Raw genomic sequence first — 23,513 nt, 5'->3', positions numbered from 1 at the left:
TTTGGCGGGCGGCGTTACCTTGACGCTACGTGACCCAGGTCATACGCTTGTTTTCACTATTCAATATCTCGATTCCGCAGAGTGGAATAACAGAAACGACAGGGGCCAGCAGGCCTGGTTCCCACCGTCGGACTCACCACCCCGGAAGCCCCAACGAATTGAGACCCCCTATGCAGACCCCTCCTCCGGCGGGCGTTGATACGACGCAGGACCTGACAGCGCCGTCAGTTGCTCCCACCCATCCGTCCGTCAGCGTTGACGCCCTGTGCGAAGCTGCAAGCGCAGCATCAGGCAAGAGCATCAGCCCCACTCTCTACAACGTGGACCTTGCCCCCACCAAGCGTGAAGGCCGCAGCTGGACCAGTTACAGCATCTTCACGTTGTGGGCCAACGATGTGCACAGCCTCGGAAACTATGCCTTCGCCATCGGCCTGTTCGCACTGGGCCTTGGCGGCTGGCAGATCCTTTTGGCACTGGGCATCGGGGCGGCGCTGCTGTTCGGACTCCTGACCCTCTCAGGTTTCATGGGCGTCAAGACCGGTGTTCCCTTCCCGGTGATGAGCCGGATCAGTTTCGGCATCAGGGGAGCCCAGATCGCCAGCCTCCTCCGCGGCGCCGTCGCAGTGGCCTGGTTCGGCATCCAGACGTACCTCGCCTCCGTGGTTTTCCGCGTGATGCTCGTGGCCATGTTCCCCGCCCTGGCTGACCTGGACAAAGACTCCATCCTGGGGCTCTCCACCCTCGGCTGGGCGGCATTCCTGGTCCTGTGGGTGGTACAGCTGGTGATTGTCAGCTTCGGCATGGAGATGATCCGCAAGTACGAGGCCTTCGCCGGCCCGGTCATCCTGGCCACCATGGCTGCCATGGCCATCTGGATCTTCGTGGAAGCGGGCGGCTCCATCGCCTGGTCCTCGAACAATGCCCTGGAAGGGCTGGACATGTGGCGGACCATCTTCGCCGGCGGCGCCCTCTGGGTATCCATCTACGGCACGTTCGTCCTGAACTTCTGTGACTTTACCCGGTCCGCGGTATCAAAGAATGCGGTGGTGCGCGGCAACTTCTGGGGCATCCCCATCAACATGCTGCTCTTCGGCGCCATTGTGGTGGTCATGGCCGGCGGCCAGTTCAAGATCAACGGCACCATTATCCAGAGCCCCTCGGACATCGTCCAGACCATCCCCAACACGCTGTTCCTGGTCCTGGCCTGCCTCGCCCTGCTGATCCTCACCATCGCGGTCAACCTGATGGCCAACTTCGTTGCCCCCGTCTACGCCCTGACCAACCTGTTCCCCAAACGGCTCAACTTCCGCCGGGCGGCCATCGTCAGTGCCGTCATCGGACTCGTGATCCTGCCCTGGAACCTGTACAACAACCCGCTGGTGATCGTGTACTTCCTGGGCGGCCTCGGGGCCCTGCTCGGCCCGCTGTTCGGCGTGGTCATGGCCGACTACTGGCTGATCCGCCGCGGCAGGGTCAACGTCCCGGAGCTTTACACCGCCTCACCCGACGGCACCTACTTCTACCGCAACGGCGTCAACCCGCGCGCCCTCATCGCCATGGTGCCGGCCGCTGTCGTGGCCCTGTGCATCGCCTTCGTTCCGGCGCTGGCCGCCGTGGCACCCTTTGCCTGGTTCTTTGCGGCGAGCATCGCGGCAGTGGTGTACTACTTCGCCGCCGACCGGACGCAACGGCTGGAAGATCGCGACGGCGAGTCCATCGCCGTCGCCAGTACCCACTGACCAGGACCCACTCACCAGCACCCACTGACCAGGGTCCACCCACCGGCGGCCACCGCCGCAGCCCCGTAAAGGAAAACTGCATGCGCATCCTCGTTGCCAACGTCAATACCACCGGGTCCATGACCGAATCCATCGCCGCCTCGGCCCGTGCGGTTGCCGCGCCGGGCACGGAGATCGTGGGCATCACGCCCCGCTTCGGCGCCGATTCCTGTGAGGGGAACTTCGAAAGCTACCTTGCGGCCATCGCCGTCATGGACGCGGTGACGTCCTACCCTGAACCGTTCGACGCGGTGGTCCAGGCCGGCTACGGCGAGCACGGCCGGGAAGGGCTGCAGGAACTCCTGGACGTCCCGGTGGTGGACATTACCGAGGCCGCGGCCAGCACCGCCATGTTCCTGGGCCACAAGTACTCCGTGGTGACCACCTTGGACCGCGCCGTGCCGCTCATCGAAGACCGGCTCAAGCTCGCCGGCCTGGACGCCCGGTGCGCATCGGTCCGGGCGAGCGGAATGGCGGTACTGGAGCTGGAGGAAGAACCCGATCGGGCCGTCGAGGCGATCGTTAGCGAGGCCATGCGGGCCGTCACCCAGGACAAGGCGGAAGTGATCGTCCTGGGCTGCGGCGGGATGGCCGGGCTGGACGAAGAGATCCGCCAACGCGCAGGAGTTCCCGTGGTGGACGGTGTGGCCTCGGCTGTCACCATTGCGGAGTCGCTGGTGCGGATGCGGCTGTCCACCTCCAAGATCCGGACCTACGCTGCGCCCCGGCCCAAGACCGTCATAGGCTGGCCGCTGAACAGCGCCGGAACGGCAGCGCAGCTGCAGAACACGCGGCCGTAGTACAAGGAGCACACGTGAGCAATTCCCACTCCGCAGGACAGCCGGTGCCACGCACCGCGGTGGTGACCGGCGCCGGTTCCGGCATTGGGCGGGAGGTGGCACGCCAGCTGCTGGCGGACGGGTACCGGGTAGTCCTGGCCGGCCGGCGTGAGACTCCGCTCAAGGAAACCGCGGCGGACCATCCCGGCGCGTACGTGGTGGCATGCGACGTCTCCCTGCCGGACGACGTCGAACGCCTTTTCTCCGCCGCCCTGCAGCGGTGGGGCCGCGTGGACGTCCTGTTCAACAACGCCGGCGTGTTTGGCCCCGCCGCGAGCGTGGATGAGATCAGCGTGGACGACTGGAACGCCACCGTGGCCGTAAACCTGACCGGGTCCATGCTGTGCGCGGCAGCCGCGGTGCGGGCCATGAAGGCCCAGGAACCGCAGGGCGGCCGGATCATCAACAACGGGTCCATCGCGGCCCACTCACCCCGGCCGCGGACGGTCGCCTATACGGTAACAAAGCACGCCCTGACGGGCCTGACCAAGAGCATCGAGCTGGACGGACGCGGGTTCGGGATCACCTGCGGGCAGATCGATATCGGCAACACCGCCACGGAGATCATGGACGCCATCGGCGTGGGCTCGGGTGCGCTGCAGGCCGACGGGACCCGCCGGGTGGAGCCGACCTTTCCTGTGGCGGACGCGGCCCGTGCGGTGCTGATGATGGCCAACATGCCGGCGTCGGCCAACGTGGGCTCCGTGGTGGTCACCGCTGCGGGTATGCCGTTCGTCGGCCGCGGCTGACCCTCGGAGTTTTTGGGCAGATACGGGGACTTCCGGGCGGCCCAAGTCCTCGTACCTGTCCAAAAACTCAGGTGGCGGGTGCTCAACCTGTGGATAACATCCCGGAAGCATCCCCGGGGTGGCTCAATGAAGTATGAGCAGATTGTCCCGCTTGCCGGACCCGTTTGATGATTATCCCTTTTCGGTAGCGGATGCTGAACGAGCGGGCATTGCCACCAGTAGGCTTTTCGCCTCGGATTTGCACCGGCCAAGCCGCGGTCTCCGGGTGCCAAGGACAGCTTCGCTGGAATTGACGGCGCTGGTCCAAACGCATACGCGGTTAGACAGCGACACTTTCGCCAGCCTTCTTACCGCGGCCCAAATCCTGGGCGTGCCATTGCCTCCTTGGGCAGAATTCAGGCCCGACGGCGGCGGGCCCGTGACCTCCGTCGTCGACCCTGTTCCGTGGGGTAAGAAATCAGGCACCCACTTCCGTGAACCCGGGCGGTTCCTGCATCTCTCGAGGAAGAATGGCGGGTCCCTTCCCCGACGGAGAGGCATCGCAGGGCATTTGCTCAAGGTCCGCGACGGCGACCTGATGGAGATCGACGGGCTGAGGCTGACATCGCCTCTCCGGACGTGGGTGGATCTTGGCTCGGTCCTGCCGATGGACGACCTGATTGTTGCCGGCGATGCCATCGTCAGTGAGCACGCGAGGAATTTAGGGGAACCAAAGATCGCCATGGTGCCGCTGACCGAGCTGAGGAAATTCGTCGAAGGTGCCAACGGAATCCATGGCGTCCGCAAGGCGCGGGAGGCCCTGGAGCGGCTGCGTGTAGGAGTCGACTCACCTCCGGAAACGAAGCTGCGGCTGATGTTGGACGACGCCGGCCTCCCGGAGTTTGTGCCTAACTGCAGGGTGCACGATTCCGTGGGAAAGCCCGTCTGGACGGACCTGGGCTGCACCCGGTTTCGGGTCTGCCTCGAGTACGAGGGCCTGCACCACCTCCAGCCAGAGCAGCAGGCCCTGGATTCGTATCGTGACCAGCGGGTGGGCGAGGCAGGTTGGCGGCAGGTCAAGATCAACAGGATCGATATCGAACGCGGTCCGGAGTGGGTGGTGGCGAGGGTCAGTCAGGCGCTCCGCAAACAGGGCTGGCGCCGGTGAGTTTTTGGACACATACCGGGACTTTAGCGCCCCTGAGGTCTCGGTACCTGTCCAAAAACTCCGGAGGAGGTTAGAGCGGCAGGAGGGCGGAGAGGTCCGCGCGGAGCCCGGAGGCGGCCACCTTGCCTTCCTCCACAGCGTCCGCCCAGGCGAGCCCGCCTGTGACCATCGCAAGCCAGGTGGCGGCGTCGCACTCTATGACGTTCGGCGGTGTGCCGCGGGTGTGGCGCGGGCCTTCAACGCACTGGGTGACGCCAAAGGGCGGCACCCGGACCTCCACCGAGTTGCCCGGCGCGCGGGCCGTGACTTCCTCCAGGGTGTAGCGCACGGCGGTGGCCAGGACGGGTCTCGGGAGGGGAGCGCCCGACGGCGACCGGGCCGCTTCCAGCCATGCGTCCAGGGCCGCTTTGCCTTCCTTCACGTCAACGCGACGGCGGGCGGTTGCCATGTTTCCATCCTTAGTTCCGGTGGTGGTTCGATCAGCGGGGTTCGCTCAGAGTGGGTGCTCAGTCCAGGAGCGCCGAAACCGCCGGGCCCAGGCGGATTTTGCCCACGGGGTGGCCGCCGCCCAGTACGGGTTCCACCACCTTTTCAAGGACGCTGGCCACACCCGGGATTTCCACGGCACCGGCCGCGGCCAGCAGCGTCAGCCCCACCAGGGAGGTGGCACGGAGGTTCCCGTCGAGGATCTTGACGGCCACCGAGACGCCCTGCGGCGTGGCCATGGCGAGCACGCCCTCGGCACCGATCTTGGCGATGACCTCCAGCTCATCCATCACCAGGGTGTTCGCCTCGCCGCGGCCCTGCACCGCCCACGGGTAGTCGAGCATGGACGTGGCAATCGTGGCGGCGCGGGCGTTGGAGCTTTGGTCGCCGGGGGCCTTGGCGAGGAGGGAGTACCCCCGCGCCAGGCCTTTCAGGGACAGGGCTGCCACCGGGGCGCCGCAGCCGTCGATGCCCAGGTGCGCGATCTTCTCGCCGGTGTATTCCTCGATGACGCTCCGCACCCGCTGCTGCAGCGGATGGTTCGGCTCAAGGTAGCTGTGCGTGTCCCAGCCGTTTTCGGTGCAGGCCCAGAGGAATGCGGCGTGCTTGCCGGAGCAGTTGAAGGCCAGCCGGGATTTGCCCTTCTCAGACCGGACCAGCCAGTTCCGTGCGGTTTCGTCCTGCGGCCACGCTTCGGGGCACTGCAGCTGGTCCTCCCGCACCCCTGCGGCCTTCAGCATTCCGGCCACCACGTCCATGTGGTCCAGCGAACCTGTGTGGCTGCCGCAGGCAATGGCCACCTGGGCGCCCCGCAGCGGGACGCCGGACTGCATGGCGGCCAAGGCCTGGAACGGCTTGAGGGCCGACCTCGCGTAGATAGGGGTGTTGATGTCGCCCAGCTCCGTGACCACGGATCCGTCAGCGGAAAGAAGGACAGCCGAGCCGATGTGCCGGGACTCCACGAAACCGCTGCGCTCGATCACGGCCAGTTCGACGGCGGAGTCCACGGTAAAGGTGGCGTGGGGATTGTGCGGCATGCTGCCAGTCTAGGGGGAACCCCCCGGACGGGACCGGCCGACGCGGCGTCACTCCACCGTGACCATCACTGACTGCCAGCCCGAGGCGCCGTCCGGGACGGGGTCTGCGCGCTGCTCGGTCTGCACCTCGCCAGTGCCGTCCGTGGCGCGGACCTTGATGTAGTGGGGGCCAGGGGTGGCGTCCCATTCGTAGGACCACTGCCGCCAGGTCACCAGGGATGCCTCGGTGGACAGCGTGGCCTCCACCCAGTCCGCATTGTCGATCTGGATTTCCACTTTGGTGATCCCCCGGGTCTGGGCCCAGGCAGTGCCGCCCACGGCAACCTTCCCGGCGGGGACCTTGGCGAAGGACTTGGGCACGTCAACCCGCGCCATGGTCTTGATGGGTCCACGTTCGGACCAGCCGCGTTCGGTCCAGTACGCTTTGCTGTCCGCGAACCGGGTGACCTCCAGGTCCACCACCCACTTGGTGGCGGAGACGAACCCGTACAGGCCCGGCACCACCATCCGCACCGGGTACCCATGCTCCAGCGGCAGCGGCTCGTCGTTCATGCCGATCGCCAGCATGGCATCCCGGCCGTCCTGGAGTACTTCCAGGGGCGTGGACGCGCTGAAGCCGTCGATGGAGGTGGAGAGGACCATGTCAGCGCCGTCCTTGGGCTTGGCCCGCTTCAGCACCTCCCGGATAGGCAGTCCCAGCCACTTCGCGTTGCCGGCCAGGTTCCCGCCCACCGGGTTCGAGACGCAGGTGAGCGTCACGTGCGATTCGATCAGGTCGGCGTCGAGCAGGTCCTGGAACGTCAGGCGCACCTCTTCCTCCACGAGGCCGTGGACCCGCAGCTCCCAGTCGTCGGCGTTGATCTCGGGGACGCTCAGGGCGGTGTCGATGCGGTAGAAGTCGTTGTTGGGGGTCACCCAGGGCGGAGCCCCGTCCACGGGCGACTGGACGCCGGCCGGAATGGGCGGGGCGGCCGTGGCCGGTGTGGGGAGCTGGAGCGCTTCGCGCGCCTTGGCGATGTTGCTGCGCGCGGCACCGAGCAAGCGGCCTCCCGTGGCTGCGACGCCGGCCGCGACGGCGGTGATCCCGGCCGCGGCAAAGAACCTCCGGCGGCTGCTGCCTGCGCTCCCAACGCGTGCATCGGCGTCGTCCGCCAGATCTGCCGGCGCCTCGGGCCACGCCTTCAGGGCCTGTACCCGGTTCAGCAGCATTCGGAGCACCGCCACTCCTGCGAGGGTTCCCAGGACGGCGGGGATGGCGTCTACGGCTGAAACACCCGCCCGGGTCACAACGCACGCCACGATCACCGCGCCCATGAACAGGACGCCCAGGACGCCCAATGCCCACTTCCGGTACGCCACAACGCCCAGGACGCAGGCCAGGACGGTGATGGTCAGGCCCATGCCAACGAACAGGGCCGCCTTGTCATTGGTGCCGAACGTGGCGATGGCAAAGTCCTTCAGCCACCCCGGAGTGAAATCAATGAAGGTGGAGCCCAAGGCAAAGAGCGGCGTGGCGCGGGCGGTGAAGAACGCGCCGATCAGCTCCGCCACGGCCAGTACGACGGCGGCAGCCACCACACCTGCCAGCGCAGCCAGGGGAGCGGGTCCAGTGAGGCGGTTCCGTAGCGTTGTCATGGCAGGTGTTCGGAGCGGGACAGCCCCGCGGATGGCAGCGGGCGGCAAGGACACAGCTTAGGAGCGGGCAGGGTCCACAAAGTACGCTTGGAGACTGTGAAGGTACTCGTCATCGGCCCCGGAGGCCGCGAACACGCAATTGTCCGCTCCCTGCTCGCCGACCCCAACGTGTCCGAGGTCCATGCAGCACCCGGTAACGCCGGCATCAGCAAGCTGGTCCCCACACACAACATCAACGGCAATGATCCCGACGCCGTCGCGAAGCTGGCCACCAAGCTGGCCGTCGACCTCGTGGTGGTGGGCCCCGAAGCCCCGCTGGCAGCAGGCGTGTCCGATGCTGTCCGTGCAGCAGGAATTCCCGTGTTCGGCCCCAGCAAGGCTGCCGCGCAGCTGGAAGCGTCCAAGGCGTTCGCCAAGGAGATCATGGCCGAGGCAGGCGTGCCTACGGCGATGGCCCTGGTGGCCACCAACGCCGAAGAGGCCGCATCGGCACTGGATACCTTCGGCGCCCCCTACGTGGTCAAGGACGACGGCCTCGCCGCCGGCAAGGGCGTGGTGGTCACACGCAACCGCGAGGAAGCCCTGGCCCACGCCCAGTCCTGCTTCGACGCCGGCGGGTCCGTGGTGATCGAGGAATTCCTCGACGGCCCCGAGGTATCCCTCTTTGTCCTCTGCGACGGGCACAGCACCGTGGCGCTTTCGCCCGCCCAGGACTTCAAGCGCATTTTCGATAATGACGAAGGCCCCAACACCGGCGGCATGGGCGCCTATACCCCGCTGGAATGGGCCCCGGAAGGCCTCGTCCAGGAAGTCATCGACCGGGTGGCCCAGCCCACCGTCAACGAGATGGCCCGCCGCGGCACGCCTTTCGTCGGCGTCCTGTTCGTCGGCCTGGCCCTGACCTCCCGCGGCACCCGGGTCATCGAATTCAACGTCCGTTTCGGCGACCCCGAGACCCAGGCCGTCCTGGCACGGCTCAAGACTCCGCTCGGCTCCCTTCTCCTCTCTGCCGCCAAGGGCGAACTGGAGACCGCGCAGGAGCTGCGCTGGTCCAAGGACACCGCCGTCGCCGTCGTCGTCGCGTCCGAAAACTACCCGGACACTCCCCGTACCGGGGACCGGATCCGCGGCCTGAAGAAGGCCGAGGCATTGGACGGCGTGCACGTCATCCACGCCGGAACGGCCCTGGACGACGACGGCAAGGTAGTGTCCGCCGGCGGCCGCGTCCTGGCGGTGGTCGCCCTGGGCAGTGACCTGGTGGAGGCGCGCGAACGCGCCTACGACGGCGTGGAACTGGTCCAGTTGGACGGCGGACAATTCCGCAGTGACATCGGCCGCAAGGCTGCCCGCGGCGAAATCAAGGTGCCGTACGCCGCCACGGGTGCGCTGCCCATCACGAAAGCGAAGGCCTAGCATGAGCGAAACTTCAGCATCCCGCGGCTTCAGCAGCGCCAGCACCCTGGACCTGCCGGGCTGGACCCACGTCTACTCCGGCAAGGTCCGCGACCTGTATGAGCCTGCCGATGAGTCCGTCAAGGAGAGCGTGGGACAGGACTGCGTGCTGGTGGTGGCCAGCGACCGGATCAGCGCCTACGACCATGTGCTCTCCAGCGAAATCCCGGACAAGGGCCGCATCCTCACCCAGCTGAGCCTGTGGTGGTTCGGCCAGCTGGGCGTGGAGCACCACGTCCTGGCCTCCACCGTCGAAGAAGGCGTCCCGGCCGAGGTCGAGGGCAGGGCCATGATCTGCAAGAAGCTGGACATGTTCCCGGTGGAATGCATCGCCCGTGGCTACCTCACCGGGTCCGGGCTGCTGGAGTACCGGGCGTCCGGTACCGTCTGCAATATTTCGCTGCCGGAAGGGCTGGTGGACGGTTCACGGCTGGAGCACGCCATCTTCACGCCGTCGGCGAAGGCGGCCGTGGGCGAGCACGACGAAAACATCACCTACGATGCCGTGGTGGCGCTGGTGGGCGACGACATCGCTGCCCGGCTCAGCGAACTGACACTGAAGATCTACACCACCGCGGAAAAGATTGCCCGGGAGCGCGGCATCATCCTGGCCGACACCAAGGTGGAGTTCGGCTATGACGCCGTCTCCGGTTCCATCACGCTGGGCGACGAAGTGCTGACGCCGGACTCCTCCCGCTTCTGGGACGCCGCTACCTACCAGCCGGGCCAGGCCCAGCCGTCCTACGACAAGCAGTACGTCCGGGACTGGCTGACGTCCGCCGAGTCCGGCTGGGACAAGGCCTCTGATACGCCGCCTCCGGCGCTGCCCGCCGAAGTGGTTGAGCGTACCCGCAGCCGCTACGTGGAGGCGTACGAGAAGATCACGGGCAAGACCTTCGCCTGACAGGGCCCCAGCTGTCCCCGCCGGCTTAGTGCTGCGTTAGCTGGCCTTCGCAGCGTTGGCGGCCCGCCTCTGGGCCAGCTTGATCTCCAGGACCGCGTCCAGTGCCTGCTGGACGCGGTCTGCCGCACCCGCTGCACTGAAGGCCTTCTGGGCTTCCTGAAGGTGGATCAGGGCCTCCTCCGACTCGCCGGCGGCCTTGAGGGACTTGCCCAGCAGGAGCGAAACCTCGCCGGCGGTGTGCTTGGCCAGCGAGGCCCGTTCGCCATGGATTTCGCGGAGCTTTTCGACGGCGGCCACAATGTCCCCGGTCAGGTACAGCCACCGGGCGCGGATGAAGGCAACCTCCAGCTGGTCCGACTTGTTGCCGCCCACGATGGACAGGGCAAGCTCGGCGCGCTCGATGGATGAAAGGGTTTCCGGTTCCACGATTCCGGAGGAGAGCCGTACGGCAGCGGAGGCTTTATTGAACCGTGCCCACAGTTCGATGTCGTTTGCGGGGGAGAGCAGGCGGGCTGCGCGCTCGTGGTGCTTGATGCCCTCCTGGTAGTCGTGGCGCATGAAGGCCACGTTGCCGATCACCCAGGCGACCTCGCCGGCCAGCTGCGACATGGAGTGCTCATCCACATGGTCGTTCATGTCCTGGCAGTACTTCCAGGCCTCATCCAGGCGGCCGCTCTCGGCCAGGGCGCCGATCAGGGCCCGGTGTGCGCCGATGATGAGGGTGGAGCCCTTGGGCAGCTGTGCGCAGAGTTTGACGGCTTCCTTCGCCTCATCTACGGCAACGCTCAATTGACCCAATCCATGGCTGACGGCTGCCAGCATTTGCCGGGCCCTGATGCCGAGCCCTACCGACTCAGTGGCCATGGGGTGCTCGAGCAGGTGTTTGATGATTCGCTGGCACTCCTGCAGGTTTCCCTGCTTCATCAGGCATTCCGCCTGCATGTAGGTCATGTTCCACCAGGCGCTGGTGTTCCTGCCATCCAAGGCAATCTGCGCCGCGGTGGCGGCGTGGCTGGCAGCCAGCGGGTAGTCACGCAGGTCCCAGGCCTGCCGGGCATACAGCCCGGCCAGGACGTATTCGGCGTCGCTGACCGAGATGGGCTGGCTCCACGCTTCCAGCGCCTTAGGTGCCAGTTCCAGCCGGCGCGCCAGCTCCTCGATGACCTCGGCGGTGGGTTCCCTCCGCCCGGTTTCGAGCAGTGAAATGTAGCTGGGAGAGTACAGGTCCTTACCCAGTTCAGCCTGCGTCAGCCCCCGTTCGAGACGCTCCGCGCGGAGCTTCTCCCCGAATCCGTTGCCCACGGCATCCTCCTCTTCCGGACCATCTTTTCACCAAATGCTTGACAGTCCCTGTGGAAAACATTTTACAATGTATGTCAACAAGGACAGTGCTGGCTTTGTAACGAATCCGACTCGTATTGAGGAACCCATTTATGTTGAAGAAGATCGCAACCGCGGCCGTACTGGCCGGGGCCCTTGCTTTTTCTGCTGCGGCTCCGGCCGTCCTGTCCGCCGGTTCCATTGTTGATTCCAACGGTACTTCGGTAGCCATTGGCAACTGGCCGGACCCGATGTCCAAGAAGGTCAAGGACACGAAGACGGACACGTCAGGGACCACCTACACCACAAGGATTGGCAACTGGCCGGACCCGATGTAAACAGCTTCCTCAACCCAGGAGGCGAGGACAGCCCCGGAGCATAGCTCCGGGGCTGTTTCCTTTAAGCAGTCACTGCCCGGACTCCGTGCGGGGCGTCTTTCGCCGCTGCGTACAGTGGACAGGCAAAGCAAAAGAGGGCCTCCGCAAGGAGACCCTCTTTCAGTGTGGTCGGGATGACAGGATTTGAACCTGCGACCTCTTCGTCCCGAACGAAGCGCGCTACCAAGCTGCGCTACATCCCGATCCGTTGCCCAAAAGCAACTTTACAAGAATAGCCGATGCTGGGTCCCGATGCGAAATCGTGGGGGAGTTCAGACCAGCGAGTCCTTCCACGCCCCATGCAGGTCCGCGAAGCGTCCGCCGCCGCCGATCAGGTCGGCCGGGCTGCCGTCCTCGACAATGCGGCCGTCATGGACCACCAGTACCCGGTCCGCCGTTTCCACAGTGGACAGCCGGTGGGCAATGATCAGTGCGGTCCTGCCGGCGGAGTCACTGCCTGCCAGGAGCCGTGCCAGCCCGCTCTGCACCAGCCGCTCGGAGGGGATGTCCAGCGACGAGGTGGCTTCGTCCAGGATCAACACCGCCGGACGGGCCAGGAACGCCCGGGCGAAACTGATGAGCTGGCGCTGGCCCGAGGAGACCCTGCCGCCGCGCTTGTTGACGTCCGTGTCGTAGCCTTCCGGCAGCTGCAGGATGAAGTTGTGGGCACCCACGGCCCTGGCTGCGTCCTCGATTTCGTCCCGTGACGCCTCCGGACGGCCCAGGGCGATGTTGTCCGCCACCGAACCGCTGAACAGGAAGGCCTCCTGGGTGACCATGACGATGTTGCGGCGCAGGTCCGTGCTGCTGAGGTCCCGCAGGTCCACCCCGTCCAGGGTCAGGGTGCCTGACGTGACGTCGTAGAAGCGGGCGATCAGCTTGGCCAGCGTGGACTTTCCGGCGCCGGTCTGGCCCACCAGGGCAACGGTTTGTCCGGCGGGGATGTGCAGGTCCAGCTTGGGGACCACCAGCGGGCCGGAGCCGTAGCGGAACTCCACGCCGTTGAAGTCGATCCCGCCGCGGGCGTTTTCCAGGGCCACCGGATTCTTCGGCGGCCGCACGGTGGGAACCTCCTCCAGCAGGCCGGAAACCTTTTCGAGGGCCGCCTGGGCGCTTTGGAACGAGTTGTAGAACATGGCCATCTGGTCCACCGGCTGGAAGAAGCGTTTCGTGGAAAGGATCAGGGCCAGCAGGACGCCCACGGCGAGGTCACCGGTGAGGACGCGGAAGCCGCCGAACAGCAGCACCACCGCCACGCATACGTTGCCGATCAGCACCAGGCCCGGCTGGAAAATGCCGTTGAGGTTGATGGAACGGACCGTCACCTTGCGGTAGTCCTCGGCCAGCTGCCCGTAGGTCTCCGCGTTCTCGCGCTCCTTCCGGAAAGCCTTCACTGCGCGGATGCCGGTCATGGTCTCCACGAAATGCACGATCAGCCGGGCGGACACCACCCGGGACTCCCGGAAGGCGATCTGCGAGTGCTTCTGGTACCAGCGGGCCAGGAAGAACATCGGCACGCCCGCGGCAAGGACCAGCAGGCCGCTGCGCCAGTCCAGGGCGAACACTGTCACCGCGGTGAACACCATGAACAGCAGCCCCGAGGCCAGCGAGCTGACTCCCGAATCCAGGAGTTCGCGGAGCGCCTCGAGGTCAGAGGTCTGCCGGGCGATGATCCTGCCGGAGGTGTACTTCTCGTGGAACTCCAGGCTCAGCCGCTGGGTGTGCCGGAATACGCGCACCCGCAGGTCCAGCAGCATCGCCTGGCTGAGCCGCGCCGTGGAGGTGACATACAGGGCGGTGAGTCCCGCCGTCGCCACCGCTGCCAACAGATACGCGACGCCGGTGAACACCAAGGGCAGGTTGTCTCCGGCCTGCAGGGCGGGCAGCGCGCGGTCGATGCCGAAGGCGATCAGCGCCGGGCCCGCCACGCGGGCGGCCTGCGAGAGGACCACCATGGCGATGGTGAGCCAGAACCGTACCCGGACCGGGCGGATGAGTGAGCGTAGCAGGGCGAGCGAACGCCGGCGTACTGCGCGGCTGTCACTCTTGCTGAGGTGGGCGTTGTCTTCGTTGGCGGTACCGAACGTTGCTGTGCTCATCGGGTCACTTCCTCGGCCTGGTCCTCAAGCTCCGACAGTTCGGAGTCCAGGTCCCGCGGCTCCTGGTCCAGGCTGGCGATGACGTAGCGGTAGTGGGCGTTGCTTGCCAGCAGTTCCGTGTGTGTTCCGACGGCGGCGATCCGGCCGTCCTCCAGCAAGGCCACGCGGTCTGCCAGCGCCACTGTGGAGGGGCGGTGCGCCACGATCAGCGTGGTGGTGTCCTTCAGGACTTCCCGGAGGCGGGCCTCCACGAGTTCCTCGGTGTGTACGTCCAGCGCGGAGAGCGGGTCATCGAGCACCAGCACGCGGGGCCTGGCGGCGATGGCACGCGCCAGCGCGATCCGCTGCCGCTGACCGCCGGAGAGGCTGAGCCCTTCCTCGCCGATGAGGGTGTCCACGCCGTCGGGCAGGGAGTGCGCGAAGTGCGCCTGGGCAACGTCCAACGCCTCCTCCAGGACGTCGTCCGTCCGTTCCCGGGCGCCCAGGAGAACGTTGTCCCGGACTGAGTTGGAGAAAAGCGTGGTGTCCTCGAAGGCCACGCCCACCACCTGGCGGAGCTCTCCGACGTCGAACTCTTTCAGGTCCACGCCGTCGATGGTGATGGAGCCGTCGCTGACGTCGTACAGGCGGGGGACCAGCTGAATCAAGGCGCTCTTGCCGCTGCCGGTGATGCCCACCAGCGCCATGGTTTCGCCCGGCCGGACCTCAAGGTTGATGTTCTTCAGGATGGGTTTGTCCGGAGCGTCCTCGAACGCGAAGGAGGCGTTGTTGAAGCGCAGCGTCCCGGCAATCGCGGCGGGGGTGCGGGGCTGGGAGGGGCTGGTGATGGTGTTCTGTGTGTCCATCACCTCGTAGTGGCGGTCGATGGCGGTCTTGGCCGTGAGCGCCATGGCCAGCAGCATCCCGGAGAACTCCACGGGGGAGGCAATGACCGCTGCCGTGGCAAAGAAGGCAACCAGCGCACCGATGCTGAGCTGGCCGCTGGCGCAGAGCAGGACGCCCACCACCAGTCCGGCGCCCAGGGCTAGCTCGGGCAGCAGGGTGACCACCATGGTGAAGGTTGCCTGGTGGCGGGCCTTTTCGATTTCTGTCTGGCGGAGTTCCTCAGCCTGCTCGTTGAAGTTCTCCAGCGCCTCGCGGCTCCGCCCGAAGGCTTTCAGGACGCGGATGCCGTGGACAGACTCCTCCACGGTGGTGGCAAGGTCGCCGGCCTGGTCCTGGCTGCGCCGGGCCACCTTGCTGAACCGGGTGCGGAACCGGAAGCTGTTGATGGTGATGGGAACCGCGGCGGCCAGGAAGATCAGGGCCAGCTGCCAGCTCATGGAGAACATGGCAACGATACCGATGATGACCGTCAATGTGGTGACCACCAGCATGATGGCGCCGAAGGCCATCCAGCGGCGGAGGAAGTTCAGGTCCGTCATGGCGCGGGACAGCAACTGCCCCGAACCCCACCGGTCGTGGAACGAAACCGTCAGGTCCTGCAGGTGGTCGTAGAGGGACACCCGCATCCGGGTTTCCACGGTGGTGGCCGGGTTGATGACGAACTGGCGGCGCAACGCCACCAGTCCGGCTTCTGCCACGCCCAGGACCAGGATGACGCCGGCCGAGATCCACACAGCATCGGATGCGCCGCCAGGCTTCAGCGATTCGTTGACCAGCACCCGCAGGACCTGCGGGATGGTGAGGGCCACGAAACTGGCCATCAATGCGCAGAGGAGCCCGAGCAGCAGCCGGGGAATGATGGGCCGGACATGGGGGTAGAGACGGCTGATTGACCTGAAAAATGGAGTTTGCTTCGCCATGCCCGCTTCTAAAGCTCTAAAACGAATGTAGTTTCCCGTAGCAACTACCCTATGCCATCACGTGAGACGATTCACAGGATCAAGAGCACATCAGCCAGGTTGCTGACTTATTGCATTCCGTAATGCGTGCGGTCAGGCAGGCGAGGTAAGGGTCAACAGGACGGCCTCTGGACGGCAAGCGATCCTCACGGGAGCGAAGCGCGAAGTGCCGATGCCGCCGGAGACGTTCACCGGCGTCGTACGTCCGTTGCTCTGCCAATCGTTCAGGCCCTTGGCGCGCCAGGTGGGGAGGTCGCAATTGGAGACGAGCGCACCGTACCCGGGGATGCACAGCTGCCCGCCGTGGGTGTGTCCGGCCAGCAGCAGGTCCGCGCCCTCGCCCGTGAAGTGGTCCAGCACCCGCTGGTATGGCGCATGGATGACGGCCACCCGGAGGTGGTCCTTGGCATCTTGGTTCCGGGTCCCGCGGGGCCAGCCGGCGTAGCGTTCCCGGTTCAGGTGGGGATCATCCACGCCGGAGAAATCGAAGCGCATGCCGTTCAGGACCAGTGACTGGTTTCGGTTGGTCAGGTCCACCCAGCCGCCCATTCCGAAGCCGGACCGCAGCCGCGGCCAGTCAAGGGCCACCGGCTTGGGCCGGGCCTTGGACGGGCCCATCAGGTACGACGCCGGGTTCTTCAGGGTGGGTGCGAAATAGTCGTTCGAACCAGGGACGAAGACGCCCGGGAACTCCATCAGCGGCTTGAGGGCAGCCAGCAGTGGATCAACAGCCTTGATGTGGCTGAGGTTGTCGCCGGTGTTCACCACGAGGTCCGGACGGAGTTTCGCCAGCGACCCGAGCCAGGCAGCTTTCTTGTCCTGGCCCGGAACGAAGTGGATGTCGCTGAGGTGCAGGACGCGGAACGGTTCCCTGCCGGGGGGAAGGATGGGCAGCGTCTCTTCGCGCAGGACGAACTGGTTCTTCTCCCACAGGCCGTACCCGAAGGCGGCCAACCCGGCCGCTGATCCTACCCCTGCGGTGACGGCAAAGCCGCGCCCGATTGTCCGGGCGCGGCTTACCAACGTGTCCATGGTCATGGGCCGGTTAGTCTTTCCCGCTGTTGTTGCCATTACCGTTACCGTTGCCGTTGTTGCTCGGCTGGGGAGCCGGCTGGCTTGCTGCCGGGGCGGACGGTGCCTGCGTGGCCTGCGGAGCGGTGGTGGCCGGAGTGGTGCTCCGGGTGGTGCCGTTCACCAGGTTGCTCGGCGGGGCCGGGAACGGATCGGTGCCGTAGCCGGGGGCAATCTGGGACATATAGTTCGAGAACATCGGCCCGGCAATCATGTAGCCGTCAATGCCCGGGTAGAACTTGCCGTTCACGGTGATGTTCTGGCCGGGACGGTCCTGGGCGCCCAACGCGTCACCGAACCACGTGGCGGTGGCCAGGCCGGTGGTGTGGCCAACAACCCAGGTGGAGCCGTTGTTGTTGGACGTACCCGTCTTGGCGCCGATGGGGAAGCTGGTCCGGGTGGAGATCCGGGGCTGGATCAGCGAACCGGAGCCGCGGTTCAGGACTTCCTGCAGTGCGTAGTTGACGCCGCGGGCAACCTCGGGCTTGATGGCGTCGCGGCAGTTGGTGGACTGCGCCGGCAGTTGCTTGCCCGTGGCGTCCGTGACGGACGTGATGGCAATGGCCTCGCAGAACTTGCCGTCGTTGGCGAACGTGGCGAACGCGCTGGCCATGGTCAGCGGGGACGTCTGGGTGGAACCCAGCAGGTTGCCGAGCAGGTTCATGTTGATCTTGGGGTTGGGATCCGAGCCGTCTGCCGCCGGCAGTCCGCTGTGCAGTCCTACGGCGTCAACCACCTTCTGGATGCCGCAGAAGTCCAGCTGGGCGGCTGAAGCGAACGTGACCGTGTTGATGGAGTTGTAGAGGCCTTCCAGGACGGACAGGGGACGGTACCACTGGGGCTCGGCGTTCTGCAGGTCATCGGCGGTGCCCAGGCCCGCGTTCTTCTGCGCCGTGCTGTAGCCGCCGGTCACCTTGCCGCAGGAGTTCCGCCACGGGAAGCTCAACGGGTACACCCGCTGGGCGGAGTTAACCACGGTGTTCATGGACTTGCCCTCATTGAGCCACTCCGCGAACGTGAACGGCTTCATGGTGGAACCGGGCTGGAAACCACCGATGCCGTTGAGGTCGTTGCCGTCCTTGTCCATCTGGTCCACGTTGAAGTTCAGCTGCGAATCAAAGCCCTGGTTCGGCAGGAACGTGGTGTTCTGGGCCATCGAAATGATCTTGCCCGAGTTCGGCTGGACGGACACCAGCGAGGCGCCCCACTTGTCAGGGTTGGCACCCGCGGACGCGTTGACTTGGTCCTGGGCGACAGCCTGGGCCTTCGGGTCAAGCGTGGTGGTGATGGTGAGGCCGCCGCCGTAGATCAGGCGCTGCCGCTCTTCACGTTCGGCACCGTAGGCCGGGTTGTTCTCCAGCAGGTGCAGGACGTAATCGCAAAAGTACGGTGCGGAGGAAGCGTACGCACAACCCTGCTTGGGCTGGGTCACCTTGGGCTCCACCGGGGTGGCCACTGCGGCGTCGTGTTCTTCCTTGGTGATCTTGCCCTGGTTCAGCATCAGGCCCAGCACCAGGTCGCGGCGCTGCTTGGAGCTCTCCGGGTTGGTGATGGGGTCGAACGCTGAGGGGCTGTTCACCAGGCCGGCCAGGAGGGCTGCCTGGGGGAGCGTCAGGTCCTTGGCTGAGGTGCTGAAGAAGTACCGCGAGGCCGCTTCGATGCCGTACGCGTCGCGGTTGAAGAAGACGATGTTCAGGTAGCCCTCAAGGATCTGGTCCTTGGAGAACTCCTTCTCGAGGGCGATGGCTAGCTTCATCTCGCGGAGCTTGTCGCCCACGCCCTTGTTAACGCCGTTGAGCTTGATCTGGTCCTCGTTGCCTTCGGCAGCGAGGTTGGCGTTCAGCACGTTGTTCACGTACTGCTGGGTGATGGTGGAGGCGCCCTGCTTGTTGCCGCGGGCCGTGGCAGCCAAGGCACGCAGGATGCCGGTGGTGTCCACGCCCCCGTGCTCATAGAAGCGGCTGTCCTCGACGGCGATGACAGCTTCCTTCATGAACGGGGAGATTTGGTCCAGGGCAACCTTGGTGCGGTTTTCCGTGTAGACGCTGGCAATCTCGCTGCCGTCCGCGGCCAGGATCCGGGTGGTCTGGTTGGGCGGATCGACCTTCAGTTCTGCCGGGAGGGTGTCGAAGAACTCGATCGAACCGCTCGCTGCGCTGCCCGATACGGCAGCAGCCGGCACCAGGAGACCGGCCACCAGGACACCGCAGACAGCACTCACGCCAAGGAAAATGAGGATCTTTCCGAGGGTGGTGGCAGTGTCGAATAAGGGGTTCTTACGAGTTGCCATGTTTTCCACTTTACCGGCAAGGACTAGTCTTTCTCTCATGACCAAATGGGAGTACGCGACGATTCCGCTCATTATTCACGCCACGAAGCAGATCCTGGACCAGTGGGGAGAGGACGGCTGGGAGCTCGTCCAGGTAGTCACAGGACCTGACGGCAACGGACTGGTTGCCTACCTTAAGAGGGAGAAGCAGTAGCATGAGCACCCCCGCAGAAGCCCGCACCGGCGCGGAATCAGCCCCCGTTTCAGCTGTCGAACAGCGCCTGGCCGAGCTCGGCCTGACGCTCCCTGAGGTTGCCGCCCCCGTGGCCTCCTACGTTCCCGCCGTCATCTCCGGCAACCACGTCTACACCTCCGGCCAGCTGCCGTTTATTAACGGCAAACTCGAAGCTACGGGCAAGGTGGCCGCCGGCGCCGAAGCGTTCGCCGACGAGCCCACGGTTTCGCCCGAAGACGCCCAGAAGTACGCCGCGGTGTGCGCCGTCAACGCCCTCGCCGCCGTCAAGAGCGTCATCGGCGACCTTGACCGGATCACCCGGATCGTCAAGGTTGTGGGATTCGTCTCCTCGGACCCCACCTTCACCGGGCAGCCCGCCGTGATCAACGGTGCCTCGGAACTGCTGGGCCGCGTCCTCGGCGACGCCGGCCAGCACGCCCGGTCCGCCGTCGGCGTTGCCGTCCTTCCCCTCGACTCCCCGGTGGAAGTCGAACTGATCGCCGAATTCAGCTAGGACCGGTCTTTTCCTTGCCACAGCTCGCCCGCCGTCTTTTTGCACTCCCCGAGGAACTTGTAGGAGCAGCACAAAGCTGGCTTGAACACGGCGAGCGGACGCCTCGGGCCGCGCGCCTTGCGTCCTCGGTTGTCCTGCTGCGGGATTCCCCCAACGGCCTGGAAACCTGGCTGGCTTACCGGCCGGGTTCCTCGCCGCTGGGGGTCCTCGCGTTTCCGGGCGGATCGCTGGACACGGCCGACGACGATCCCATGGGCTGGCTGGGCCCCTCACCCCAGCACTGGGCTGAGCAGATGGGAACGGACGACGTCGGGCTGGCGCGCAGGCACGTTGTGGGCGCCATCCGCGAACTTTTCGAAGAGACCGGGATCCTGCTGGCCGGGCCGGACATGTCCAGTACCGTCGAGGCCACCTCCACCATCGAGTGGATGCGTGCCCGCGTTGCGGTGGCCGAACAGGAAAAAACCCTCGCACAGGTCCTGGACAAGCGCGGCCTCCTGCTGCGGACCGACCTGCTGAAGTCCCTGGTCAACTGGCGTACCCCGGACTTTGCGCACCGCCGGTTCGATACGCGCTACTTCGCCGCTACGGTCCCCATGGGCCAGGAACCCACGCTGCTGGACGGCAAAGGTATCTGGGGCCGCTGGGTCAACGCTGCGCAGGTCATCGAAGGGCGCAACACCTCGGCCCTTGGCGATGAAGCCGGCCAGGAGAACACCGTTGGCCGGACACTGGGCAAGCTCCTGGTGCCGGGTTCCGAGATTATGCTCGAGAAGATGGCGTCGGCCAACGGCTGCATCGCCTACCTCAGCTACAAGCGCAAGGCGCACGTCTATCAGCCGGCCTTGGTTGAAGAGGACGGGCAGCTGATGCTCGAGGTGGAAGCAGCCAAGACCACCCCCGGCGATCCCCAGCGCGAACGCTAACGCCACGCACCCATCCGGCGCCGTTTCCGGACAAACAAAAAGCCGCCCTACCGGTGAGGTAGGGCGGCCTTTACGTTTCGCTCAGGTGCGCAGTGCTTAGCGGGAGCGCTGGCGGAGGCGCTGCATGTCCAGGATGACGACGGCGCGGGCTTCCAGGCGGAGCCAGCCGCGCTGGACGAATTCTGCCAGGGCCTTGTTGACGGTTTCGCGTGAGGCGCCCACCAGCTGCGCCAGCTCTTCCTGGGTGAGTTCGTGGGCCACCAGGACGCCGTCGGTGGCAGGACGGCCGAAGCGATCCGCGAGATCCAGCAGGGCCTTGGCCACACGGCCGGGGACGTCCGAGAAGACGAGGTCCGACAGGGAGTCGTTGGTGCGGCGGAGGCGGCGGGCCAGGGCCTGCAGCAGCTGGGCGGAAACCTCGGGGCGGGTGCGCAGGAGGTTGTTCAGGCTCTCGTTCTTGAGCCCGGCCAGCCGGGTCTCGGAAACGGCAGTGGCCGTGGCCGTGCGGGGGCTGGGGTCGAACAGGGCCATCTCGCCGAAGAGCTCGCCCGGGCCGAGGATGGCCAGGAGCGACTCGCGGCCGTCGGGGGATGTGCGGCCGAGCTTCACCTTGCCGGAGACGATGAAGTAGAGCTGGTCACCCTGGTCGCCCTCGCGGAACACGGACGCGCCGCGGGAAAGGTCCACCTCGGTGAGCTCGTCCGTCAGCAGACGGAATGCGTCGTCGTCGAGCGTGGCGAAAAGTGGTGCTCGGCGCAGTACCTCGATGTCCATGAAATCTCCTGAGTAAAAAGTATCGTCTGTGGCGCTTTTGCCATTGTTTCAGAATTTTCAAGCTTCTGTGACGAACTTGGCAGCCGAAACGCCTATAAGGCGGCCTGCGACGGGGCCGGCGCGGCCCCGTCGGGAGGCCTGTTGTGACGGGGATGACGTCACAGAGGATTATCAGGGACCCCCATTAGAATGAGGTTTCAACTGTTTATAAGGAGCCTTCGTGGTCGGCTTGACTGTCCTGGACCTGATCCTGATCCTGGCGTTGCTGTCCTACCTGGTCTACGGGCTGCGTAACGGCTTCCTCGTCACTGTTGGCGGCCTGGTCGGCTTCGCGGCCGGCGCCGTCGCCGCCTTCTTCGCCGTCCCGCTGGTCAGCGGCTTCGTTGCGGACTCCGGCTGGAGGCTGACCGCCATCGTGGCTGCCGCCGTCGTACTGGTGGTGCTGGGCCACGGCCTGGGCACCATGGTGGGGCGGCAGGTCCGGGGCGCGGTGCGCATCCGGCCGCTCCGCGCGGTGGACCGGCTGGTGGGCGGCGCCGTGAACGTGGTGGTTGCTGCGCTGGTGATGTCCATGCTGGCTTTCAGCGTCAGCGCCCTGGGTGTGCCGGTGGTGTCCCAGCAGCTGGCCGAATCAAAGGTGATCCGCTACATCGATGGACTGACCCCCATCCCCGTCAAGGCCACCATGGCGCAGCTGCGCTCCACGGTGATCGGCAACGGCATCCCCACCCTGATCGAGGGCCTCGGGCAGGGTCCGGCTGTCTCCGTTCCCAACGCCAGCACGGATACGCCTGCACTTAACCGTGCCGCCGCCTCGGTGCTGCGCATTGCCGGGACTGCGTACGAGTGCGGCCAGAACCAGACCGGCACCGGCTTTGTGGTGTCCGAGGACCGCGTGGTCACCAACGCGCACGTGGTGGCGGGCGTGTCGCAGCCGGTGGTGGAGATGCCCGACGGCGATGCCATCCCCGGGCGCGTGGTCTACTTTGACAGCAGGCACGACCTCGCGGTGCTGGCCGTTGACGGTTTGCCTGCGCAGCCGCTGCCCCTGTCCGCGGATCTTCCCGGCGGCAGCCCGGCCGCGTTCTCCGGCTATCCCCACGGCGGCCCGTTCCAGTCCAAGCCGGCCACCGTCCAGGACATCGCCACCGTCCTGGTCCCCGATATTTACGGCAACAACCCGGCACCCGAAGACATCTACCGGCTGGCCGGCGACGTGCAGCCGGGCAACTCCGGCGGCCCGCTGCTCACCACGGACGGCCAGGTGGCCGGAGTCATTTTCGCCAAGGCCACAACGGACTCGGACGTGGGCTTCGCCATCACCATGGATGAGCTGAACCCGGTGGCCGCGCAGGCCTCTTCCCTGAGCGCGCCGGTGTCCTCCGGCCAGTGCATCCAGAAGTAGGGACTTCCGAAGCAACTAGAGGGTTTCGGCCAGGTAATCGATGGCCAACCGGTATCCCGTTACGCCGGCGCCCACAATGACGGCGGCGCACACGGGCGACAGGTAGGAGTGGTGCCTGAATTCCTCGCGCTGGTGCACGTTGGTGATGTGGACCTCGACGGCGGGAAGCTGCACTGCAGCGAGGGCGTCACGCAGTGCCACGGAGGTGTGGGTGAAGGCGCCGGCGTTGATGACGATGCCTGCCGCTGTTTCGCGCGCGGCGTGGATGACGTCCAGCAGGACGCCTTCGTGGTTGGACTGGACGCATTCCACGGCGAACCCGTGCGCCCCGGCGGCTGTGCGGGCCAGGTGCTCCACGTCGGCAAGAGTTGAGGTGCCGTACTTTTCGGGCTCCCGGGTGCCGAGGAGGTTCAGGTTGGGGCCGTTGATTACCAGGATGGTGCCGCGGCCGGTGTCCGGGGTGGAGGCTTCAGTCATGCCTGCCAATCTATCGGCTGGCCCGGCATGCCGTGCATTCTTACGTGCCTCGTCCTGCCGGAGCCTGAAGCTAGCATGTACTCCATGACAACTTCGGCTGTGCCGGGGCCCCGGGGGCCTGTGACGCGTAAGGATGTTGCGCGGTTTGCGGGGGTTAGTACTGCCGTGGTGAGTT

At 66.0% G+C, this 23,513-nt stretch carries 21 protein-coding genes and 1 tRNA gene; 11 read left to right on the top strand and 11 right to left on the bottom strand.

What is annotated here, in order from left to right; genetic code table 11:
- The first annotated feature begins 170 nt into the window (after window positions 1–170).
- The 4 genes from UC32_RS15900 to UC32_RS15885 all read left to right on the top strand — a co-directional run bounded on the left by UC32_RS15900 (window position 171) and on the right by UC32_RS15885 (window position 4,513).
- On the top strand, window positions 171–1,739 hold the full coding sequence (locus UC32_RS15900) for an NCS1 family nucleobase:cation symporter-1 (RefSeq protein ID WP_045732171.1): 1,569 nt from the start codon (window positions 171–173) through the stop codon (window positions 1,737–1,739).
- An 80-nt stretch (window positions 1,740–1,819) separates the two neighbouring features.
- Complete coding sequence (locus UC32_RS15895) at window positions 1,820–2,578, top strand: aspartate/glutamate racemase family protein (RefSeq protein WP_045732170.1); 759 nt, start codon at window positions 1,820–1,822, stop codon at window positions 2,576–2,578.
- Window positions 2,579–2,592: 14 nt separating this feature from the next.
- Window positions 2,593–3,366, top strand: a complete 774-nt coding sequence (locus UC32_RS15890) for an SDR family oxidoreductase (RefSeq protein WP_045732169.1) — start codon at window positions 2,593–2,595, stop codon at window positions 3,364–3,366.
- Between the two features lie 418 nt (window positions 3,367–3,784).
- Window positions 3,785–4,513, top strand: a complete 729-nt coding sequence (locus UC32_RS15885; RefSeq protein ID WP_235423689.1) for a hypothetical protein — start codon at window positions 3,785–3,787, stop codon at window positions 4,511–4,513.
- Between the two features lie 70 nt (window positions 4,514–4,583).
- Here UC32_RS15885 and UC32_RS15880 read toward each other — a convergent pair whose 3' ends face one another.
- The 3 genes from UC32_RS15880 to UC32_RS15870 are packed head-to-tail and all read right to left on the bottom strand — an operon-like array spanning window position 4,584 to window position 7,671.
- Window positions 4,584–4,961: a sterol carrier family protein gene (locus tag UC32_RS15880; RefSeq protein ID WP_045732168.1), complete on the bottom strand. Its 378-nt coding sequence runs from the start codon at window positions 4,959–4,961 to the stop codon at window positions 4,584–4,586.
- Window positions 4,962–5,019: 58 nt separating this feature from the next.
- Window positions 5,020–6,036 (bottom strand): asparaginase, encoded by a 1,017-nt coding sequence (locus UC32_RS15875; RefSeq protein ID WP_045732167.1) that lies wholly within the window; start codon window positions 6,034–6,036, stop codon window positions 5,020–5,022.
- Between the two features lie 48 nt (window positions 6,037–6,084).
- Entirely contained in the window at window positions 6,085–7,671 is a 1,587-nt protein-coding gene (locus UC32_RS15870) for a molybdopterin-dependent oxidoreductase (protein ID WP_045732166.1), read from the bottom strand.
- Between the two features lie 96 nt (window positions 7,672–7,767).
- Here UC32_RS15870 and purD point away from each other — a divergent pair, with 96 nt between their 5' ends.
- The gene (gene purD, locus UC32_RS15865) at window positions 7,768–9,084 is read left to right on the top strand and encodes a phosphoribosylamine--glycine ligase (protein ID WP_045732165.1); all 1,317 of its coding nucleotides are present in this window, start codon (window positions 7,768–7,770) and stop codon (window positions 9,082–9,084) included.
- A gap of 1 nt (window position 9,085) precedes the next feature.
- Window positions 9,086–10,027, top strand: a complete 942-nt coding sequence (locus tag UC32_RS15860) for a phosphoribosylaminoimidazolesuccinocarboxamide synthase (protein WP_045732164.1) — start codon at window positions 9,086–9,088, stop codon at window positions 10,025–10,027.
- A 36-nt stretch (window positions 10,028–10,063) separates the two neighbouring features.
- Here UC32_RS15860 and UC32_RS15855 read toward each other — a convergent pair whose 3' ends face one another.
- On the bottom strand, window positions 10,064–11,329 hold the full coding sequence (locus tag UC32_RS15855; RefSeq protein WP_045732163.1) for a helix-turn-helix domain-containing protein: 1,266 nt from the start codon (window positions 11,327–11,329) through the stop codon (window positions 10,064–10,066).
- A gap of 131 nt (window positions 11,330–11,460) precedes the next feature.
- On the opposite strand from UC32_RS15855, the gene UC32_RS15850 reads away from it, so the two are divergent.
- Window positions 11,461–11,685 carry a hypothetical protein gene (locus tag UC32_RS15850; RefSeq protein ID WP_045732162.1) on the top strand — a complete coding sequence of 75 codons (225 nt, stop codon included), beginning with the start codon at window positions 11,461–11,463 and terminating at the stop codon, window positions 11,683–11,685.
- A 165-nt stretch (window positions 11,686–11,850) separates the two neighbouring features.
- Here UC32_RS15850 and UC32_RS15845 read toward each other — a convergent pair.
- The 5 genes from UC32_RS15845 to UC32_RS15825 all read right to left on the bottom strand — a co-directional run bounded on the left by UC32_RS15845 (window position 11,851) and on the right by UC32_RS15825 (window position 19,028).
- Window positions 11,851–11,927: transfer RNA gene (locus UC32_RS15845), tRNA-Pro, on the bottom strand.
- Between the two features lie 69 nt (window positions 11,928–11,996).
- Complete coding sequence (locus UC32_RS15840; RefSeq protein ID WP_045732161.1) at window positions 11,997–13,823, bottom strand: ABC transporter ATP-binding protein; 1,827 nt, start codon at window positions 13,821–13,823, stop codon at window positions 11,997–11,999.
- On the bottom strand, window positions 13,820–15,628 hold the full coding sequence (locus UC32_RS15835; RefSeq protein WP_045732160.1) for an ABC transporter ATP-binding protein: 1,809 nt from the start codon (window positions 15,626–15,628) through the stop codon (window positions 13,820–13,822). The genes UC32_RS15840 and UC32_RS15835 overlap by 4 nt, the downstream gene beginning before the upstream one ends.
- 132 nt (window positions 15,629–15,760) lie before the next feature.
- Window positions 15,761–16,705, bottom strand: a complete 945-nt coding sequence (locus UC32_RS15830; protein WP_045732159.1) for a metallophosphoesterase — start codon at window positions 16,703–16,705, stop codon at window positions 15,761–15,763.
- Window positions 16,706–16,712: 7 nt separating this feature from the next.
- Window positions 16,713–19,028, bottom strand: coding sequence for a transglycosylase domain-containing protein (locus UC32_RS15825; protein ID WP_045732235.1), 2,316 nt, complete (start codon window positions 19,026–19,028; stop codon window positions 16,713–16,715).
- 37 nt (window positions 19,029–19,065) lie between these two features.
- Here UC32_RS15825 and UC32_RS20610 point away from each other — a divergent pair, with 37 nt between their 5' ends.
- Genes UC32_RS20610 through UC32_RS15815 form a run of 3 tightly spaced genes read left to right on the top strand, consistent with a single transcriptional unit; the run spans window position 19,066 to window position 20,682 of the window.
- Entirely contained in the window at window positions 19,066–19,221 is a 156-nt protein-coding gene (locus tag UC32_RS20610) for a DUF4177 domain-containing protein (RefSeq protein WP_011693223.1), read from the top strand.
- 1 nt (window position 19,222) lies between these two features.
- Window positions 19,223–19,756, top strand: a complete 534-nt coding sequence (locus UC32_RS15820) for a RidA family protein (protein WP_015938334.1) — start codon at window positions 19,223–19,225, stop codon at window positions 19,754–19,756.
- Between the two features lie 14 nt (window positions 19,757–19,770).
- Window positions 19,771–20,682: an NUDIX hydrolase gene (locus UC32_RS15815; protein WP_045732158.1), complete on the top strand. Its 912-nt coding sequence runs from the start codon at window positions 19,771–19,773 to the stop codon at window positions 20,680–20,682.
- Between the two features lie 96 nt (window positions 20,683–20,778).
- On the opposite strand, the gene UC32_RS15810 is transcribed toward UC32_RS15815, so the two are convergent.
- A complete protein-coding gene (locus UC32_RS15810; protein WP_009359192.1) occupies window positions 20,779–21,456 on the bottom strand; it encodes a Crp/Fnr family transcriptional regulator in 678 nt (225 codons plus the stop codon).
- 220 nt (window positions 21,457–21,676) lie between these two features.
- Here UC32_RS15810 and UC32_RS15805 point away from each other — a divergent pair, with 220 nt between their 5' ends.
- Window positions 21,677–22,861 carry a MarP family serine protease gene (locus UC32_RS15805; protein WP_045732157.1) on the top strand — a complete coding sequence of 395 codons (1,185 nt, stop codon included), beginning with the start codon at window positions 21,677–21,679 and terminating at the stop codon, window positions 22,859–22,861.
- Between the two features lie 15 nt (window positions 22,862–22,876).
- On the opposite strand, the gene aroQ is transcribed toward UC32_RS15805, so the two are convergent.
- Window positions 22,877–23,338 carry a type II 3-dehydroquinate dehydratase gene (aroQ, locus tag UC32_RS15800; RefSeq protein ID WP_045732156.1) on the bottom strand — a complete coding sequence of 154 codons (462 nt, stop codon included), beginning with the start codon at window positions 23,336–23,338 and terminating at the stop codon, window positions 22,877–22,879.
- Window positions 23,339–23,513: the final 175 nt, after the last annotated feature.

This window comes from Pseudarthrobacter chlorophenolicus (genome assembly GCF_000962805.1).
Taxonomy (GTDB): Bacteria; Actinomycetota; Actinomycetes; order Actinomycetales; family Micrococcaceae; genus Arthrobacter; species Arthrobacter chlorophenolicus_A.
This window is presented reverse-complemented; position numbering and strand designations above follow the sequence as displayed.

What these genes read in the sequence shown, in the direction of transcription:
- UC32_RS15900 (WP_045732171.1), top strand. Translation starts at nt 171, where the DNA reads ATGCAGACCCCTCCTCCGGCGGGCGTTGATACGACGCAGGACCTGACA.
- UC32_RS15895 (WP_045732170.1), top strand. Translation starts at nt 1,820, where the DNA reads ATGCGCATCCTCGTTGCCAACGTCAATACCACCGGGTCCATGACCGAA.
- UC32_RS15880 (WP_045732168.1), bottom strand. Translation starts at nt 4,961, where the DNA reads ATGGCAACCGCCCGCCGTCGCGTTGACGTGAAGGAAGGCAAAGCGGCC.
- UC32_RS15875 (WP_045732167.1), bottom strand. Translation starts at nt 6,036, where the DNA reads ATGCCGCACAATCCCCACGCCACCTTTACCGTGGACTCCGCCGTCGAA.
- UC32_RS15870 (WP_045732166.1), bottom strand. Translation starts at nt 7,671, where the DNA reads ATGACAACGCTACGGAACCGCCTCACTGGACCCGCTCCCCTGGCTGCG.
- UC32_RS15860 (WP_045732164.1), top strand. Translation starts at nt 9,086, where the DNA reads ATGAGCGAAACTTCAGCATCCCGCGGCTTCAGCAGCGCCAGCACCCTG.
- UC32_RS15850 (WP_045732162.1), top strand. Translation starts at nt 11,461, where the DNA reads ATGTTGAAGAAGATCGCAACCGCGGCCGTACTGGCCGGGGCCCTTGCT.
- UC32_RS15840 (WP_045732161.1), bottom strand. Translation starts at nt 13,823, where the DNA reads ATGAGCACAGCAACGTTCGGTACCGCCAACGAAGACAACGCCCACCTC.
- UC32_RS15835 (WP_045732160.1), bottom strand. Translation starts at nt 15,628, where the DNA reads ATGGCGAAGCAAACTCCATTTTTCAGGTCAATCAGCCGTCTCTACCCC.
- UC32_RS15830 (WP_045732159.1), bottom strand. Translation starts at nt 16,705, where the DNA reads ATGACCATGGACACGTTGGTAAGCCGCGCCCGGACAATCGGGCGCGGC.
- UC32_RS15825 (WP_045732235.1), bottom strand. Translation starts at nt 19,028, where the DNA reads ATGGCAACTCGTAAGAACCCCTTATTCGACACTGCCACCACCCTCGGA.
- UC32_RS20610 (WP_011693223.1), top strand. Translation starts at nt 19,066, where the DNA reads ATGACCAAATGGGAGTACGCGACGATTCCGCTCATTATTCACGCCACG.
- UC32_RS15820 (WP_015938334.1), top strand. Translation starts at nt 19,223, where the DNA reads ATGAGCACCCCCGCAGAAGCCCGCACCGGCGCGGAATCAGCCCCCGTT.
- UC32_RS15810 (WP_009359192.1), bottom strand. Translation starts at nt 21,456, where the DNA reads ATGGACATCGAGGTACTGCGCCGAGCACCACTTTTCGCCACGCTCGAC.
- aroQ (WP_045732156.1), bottom strand. Translation starts at nt 23,338, where the DNA reads ATGACTGAAGCCTCCACCCCGGACACCGGCCGCGGCACCATCCTGGTA.